This is a genomic window from Klenkia sp. PcliD-1-E (assembly GCF_024124375.1).
Lineage (GTDB): Bacteria > Actinomycetota > Actinomycetes > Mycobacteriales > Geodermatophilaceae > Klenkia.
In genome coordinates this window covers 1-4,464 of the sequence record NZ_JAMXRZ010000197.1, presented here as the reverse complement: position 1 = coordinate 4,464, position 4,464 = coordinate 1, and the positions used below count along the sequence as shown (strand labels likewise).

Here is a 4,464-nt window from a genome sequence, read left to right as displayed (position 1 = left end):
CCACCTTCGCCACCGCGGCGCCGAGGCCGGGCAGGCCGCTGGGCAGCAGGTCCGGGTCGGCGGCCAGACCGAGGACGGCGACGGCGGTGCGGGCGTCGGCGGGCAGCGCGGCGACGGTGGCCTCGAAGTCCGGGGAGCCCCCCGTGCGGGTCCCGTCGGCGGCGTACCGGCCCTCGTCGAGGCCCAGCAGCGGGAGCAGCTCCGCGGCCGCGGCGGCGGCACGCCGGCGCACCCGGCCGTCGGGCGAGGTCACCTGCTCGGCCAGCCTGACCAGCTGGTCGGCGGTGACCCCGTCGGTCAGTCCGGGGGGTCCTCCCGCATGCGTTCGAGGGCCTGGTCCAGGGTCTCCCGGGCGAGGTGCACCGGCCGCACCCGGTCGCCCCGCACCAGCAGCAGCGGAGCCCCGCGCCGGGTCGTCGGCCGCGTCACCAGCCAGGCGTCCCGGTACGGGCTCGCCTCCCAGCGGCCCTCCGTCGCCTGGTCGTCGGTCCCCGTCCAGCGGAGCACCGCTGCGACCGCCTCCTCCGGCGTCCCCCCCGTCCCGTCCTGCGCCAAGGTCCACTCCTTCCCAGGCGGCCCCGGGCCGCCGCACCACGGCTTCGCCGCGCCAGATCGTGTTCGGGTAGGACGGCGGCCACCCGGCCGCCGTCCCGTCCTGGCCGTCCACCCAGAGCAGACCGCGGTCGGTGACCACGGCGTTGAACCAGTGCCCGCCGGCACGCCCGCGCGCGAGGCCGGGCACGTGCCAGTCGACCCCCACGATCGCCACCGTGCCGACCGGGGCGCCGCGCAGCGCCCGGCCCAGGTCGGCCCAGACCGAGGTGGTGAAGGCGCTGGTGTCGTCGACGACCGGTCGGCCGTCCGGGTCGACCGAGGGCTCAGGGGCCACCGCCTGCGCCGACGGGCGATCACCCGTCCAACCCCACATCTCGGCGTACTCGCCCAGCCGCGGGTCGCCCCAGGCCGCCCGCACCGCAAGCCCCTGGACGGCGTCGGCGACCCGGCGGGCGCAGTCGCCGCAGTTGTTCGTCCACTGCTCGGACCCCGTCGACCCGACCGGGTGCTCGCCCAGGTGCGGGTTGACGGCGCCGACCCAGCCGGCGAGCTCCCCCTGCGCTGCCCGGTGGGCAGCACGGAGCGCGGCCTCGACGTCCGCCCCGGGGGCGGTGTAGCGGCCCCGGTCCACCACGTCGCGCGGTACACCGGTCTCGTCCTGACCCGGCTGCCAGGTCGGGCTGGTCGGCCGTTCGACCAGGTCCACCGTGCCGTCCACGGCGCCGGTCGCCTGCAGGTACCGCACCGAGCCCCGGCGCAGGGCGTCCGCGAACTCCGCGTGGGTCGACTGCCGGTCCGGGTCCGCCGCGAGCTCGGCGGCCACCTCGCCCAGCGCGGCGTCAGGGTCGACGGCCCCGGCCGGCCCCACCACCGCCAGGCTCCCGGCGACCCGGACGACGTCGTGACCGGCGAACCGCCCGAGCGGCTCGACGGCGGTGCCGTGCCCGGCCCCGAGCGCGGACCGGACGACGTCGTCGCCCGCGGTCAGGCCGTCCGGCGCACCTGCTCCAGGTCGGTCACCTCCGACTCCGGGACCTCGACCTCCCAGGCCATCTTGTCCGTCCGCGTCAGGCCCAACCGGTCCGCCGTCGACGGGTCCCCGTCCCAGCCCAGCAGGAGGCGACCCGGCGGCTCGCTCCGCGACAGCACCCAGAACGTCTCCCCGCGCCACCGGCACCGCGACGTCAGCTGGAACGCGGTGGCCTCCGTCGCGGGCACCGTCCGGCGCCACCCGCGCACCCTGCCCGGGGTGAACTCCGGGTCCTCCTGGCTGTCCGCGAACACCACGAGGCGGCCCGGACCGCTCACCGATCCCCGGTAGATCCGTCCCCGCCACTCCACGTAGGAGCCGTCCGGCAAGGTCGGCGTCCGTTCGTCCATCCGTCGTCTCCGTCCCGACCAGCTGCGCGCCGGCCTCGGTCGACAGCCAGCTCCTGGTGTCGAGGTCGTAGGTGCCCAGGTGGACCTCGCGGCCGTCGGCCACCGCCCACAGCTCGGCGCCGTCGGTCAGCTCCACCGGCCCGCCGGTGTGCGCCTCGGGCACCCGGTGGTCGGCGCTCGCCGTGAAGCCGGTCCCGGTGAAGGGTGGGTCGTCGGACCGGGTGTACGGGAGCCCACCGGGCTCGGTGTCGGCCATCGCGGACCCGAACGGGACGGCGAGGTCGGCGCCCGACACGAAGCGCAGCGTCGCCACGGCGGGCACGCCGTCGGTGAAGGGCGAGCCCGCGTAGTCCAGGCGCAGGGCCTCGACGAGGTCGGCGACGGTGCGCACCCCCGCGAGGTCCTGCATCCGCGCGGTGAAGCCGAAGGCCGTGGTGTGCGCGAAGCGGCCGCGGCCGTCGGCACCGTCCGTGGTCTCGTCGGCCAGGTAGCGCACGGCGTCGGACAGCGGGATGACGCGCTGCACGACCGTGCCCGGGGGGATCTCCACCGACATCCGGACGTCGTGGACCAGCTGCCGCTCGTCGGGGCTCAGGTCCTCGGCCCGCATCCGGGACAGCTGGTCGAACTGCTCGACCGTCGTCCCCGGGGGCAGGTGCGCCGCGACGACGTCGTGGAAGGCCGGCGGGAGGTCGACGGTGCCCGACCCGAACGACGGTCCGTCGCCCGCTAGGAGGTCACCGCCGGCGACGACCGGGTCGCCGGTCAGCTCTGGATCGCGCCCCGGGTCGGCCAGTCGCCCTCCCGGATCGCCCGCAGGGCGACCCTCCCGGCCACCTTCCCCCGGGTCCGCGGGTCCCCGTCTCCCGTCGGCGGGGTCTCCGGGTCGCTGGGGTCCAGCGTCACCGTCCACGTCAGCTCGCCCTGGTCGGTCCCCCACCGGTAGGTCACGGCCGAGGCCGTCCGGCTCTCCAGCTCGTAGCGCAGCAGCAACGCCATCGCGCGCACTCCTGGTGTCGGTGTCGCGGCCCGTGGTGAGCCGGTCCTGTGCGGTCAGGTCGCCGTCGAGGCCCTCTCCGGCCAGCTCCCCGTCGCCACGGGTCAGGTCACCGGGCTCACCAGGACGGTCCCCCTGGTCACCTCGCCCGCGTCCTCCTGATGGATCTCCAGCCCGATCACCGGCCCCTCCGGCGTCTGCCGCTGGTGGAAGTCGACGAAGGAGATCCGGACCGGCCTGCTCGTCCCCTCGACCACCAGGACGTCCCCGTTGCTGATCTGCCCCTCGGTCAGGAGCCCGGTCAGCACGGGCCCCCGGCCCGGTATCGCGAAGGTGTCCTGCACCAGGTACCGCACCGTCACTGACGCTCCTCCGGTAGTCGGCCCACGCCCGGTCCTCGATGCCGTAGGCCTCGTCCTCCATCGCAGCAGAGGTGTCGGAGCCGGTGTGCCGGCCGTCGACGATCTGCTGCACGTGCTGCATCTCGTGGGCGACCGTGCGCACGAGGGTCTCGACGTCGGCGAAGGCGGCGGGGGCGAGGACCACCAGAGGCCGTCCGTCGGTCCCGGGGCTGGCCGTACCCGCCATCGCGTCGTAGTAGCGCACCGCTTCGGGGTCGGTGAGCACGGTGATGTCGGCCACGGACAGGTCGAGACCGAGGCGCGCGGCGATGTCGGTCACCGCGGCCGTGCTGATCTCGACCTCCGCCCCACCGGCCAGCGCGTCGGCGTTGGTCATCCCGCCGAGGTTGCTGCTCATCAGGGGCGGGCCGCCCGGCGCGCTCGGCACCGGGCCGGGCCCGGGGCCGCCGCCGTCGTGGGGTCCGGCCGGGCCCCGTGCAGCGGTCCCGGGTGCGCCGACCACGGCTCCGGGGTCGAGGTCGTGCTCGGCGCCGGTGTCGGTGTCGGTGTCGGTGTCGGTGTCGGTCGAGCCTGTCGACGGGTTCGACCCGTGACCGGTCCCAGCCGGCGACGGAGCTGGACCCTCCGCGAGCAGCCCCGTGGAGACGTCGATGTGCAGGTTGCCGTGGTGGGCAGCGCGCTGGCGGAGAAAGGTCTCCACCTGCTCGCGGCTGAGCTGCTCGGAGGCAGGCAGCCCGCTGTTGAGCTTGTCGGTGAGCTCGGCGACGACAGCCCCGCTGTAGGCGGCTGCTGGGCCGTCCGGCCTGCTCGGCGCGCCGGCGTTCGCGGACTCCGTGGTCGTGCTGCCACTCCGCTCCGCCGCGGGGTCCTGCTGGGTCCGCGACGGCTGCTGGGTGGTCGACCCCTGCTGGGACGCCGTCCCCTGCTGAGACGCCGTGCCCTGCTGGGACGCCGTGCCCTGCTGGGTCGCCGTGCCCTGCTGGGTGGTCGAGGCCGACTGGATGCCCGACGACTGCGACGTCGTCCCCTGCTGGGACGCCGTGCCCTGCTGGGTCGCCGTGCCCTGCTGGGTGGTCGACGTCGACTGATTGCCCGACGACTGCGACGTCGTGCCCTGCTGAGACGTCGTGCCCTGCTGCGACGTCGTCCCCTGCTGGGTCGCCGTGCCCT

The 4,464-nt window shown here is 75.7% G+C and carries 4 protein-coding genes; 1 reads left to right on the top strand and 3 read right to left on the bottom strand.

What is annotated here, in order from left to right:
• From NH342_RS22155 to NH342_RS22145, 3 genes are all read right to left on the bottom strand, one after another.
• A partial coding sequence (locus NH342_RS22155) for a toxin glutamine deamidase domain-containing protein (RefSeq protein WP_253018403.1) occupies window positions 1-2,545 on the bottom strand: 2,545 nt, incomplete at its 3' end.
• 155 nt (window positions 2,546-2,700) lie between these two features.
• Window positions 2,701-2,934 (bottom strand): hypothetical protein, encoded by a 234-nt coding sequence (locus NH342_RS22150; protein ID WP_253018401.1) that lies wholly within the window; start codon window positions 2,932-2,934, stop codon window positions 2,701-2,703.
• A 102-nt stretch (window positions 2,935-3,036) separates the two neighbouring features.
• Window positions 3,037-3,294, bottom strand: coding sequence for a hypothetical protein (locus tag NH342_RS22145; RefSeq protein WP_253018399.1), 258 nt, complete (start codon window positions 3,292-3,294; stop codon window positions 3,037-3,039).
• 935 nt (window positions 3,295-4,229) lie between these two features.
• On the opposite strand from NH342_RS22145, the gene NH342_RS22140 reads away from it, so the two are divergent.
• The gene (locus NH342_RS22140; RefSeq protein WP_253018397.1) at window positions 4,230-4,382 is read left to right on the top strand and encodes a hypothetical protein; all 153 of its coding nucleotides are present in this window, start codon (window positions 4,230-4,232) and stop codon (window positions 4,380-4,382) included.
• The last annotated feature ends 82 nt before the right edge of the window (window positions 4,383-4,464 follow it).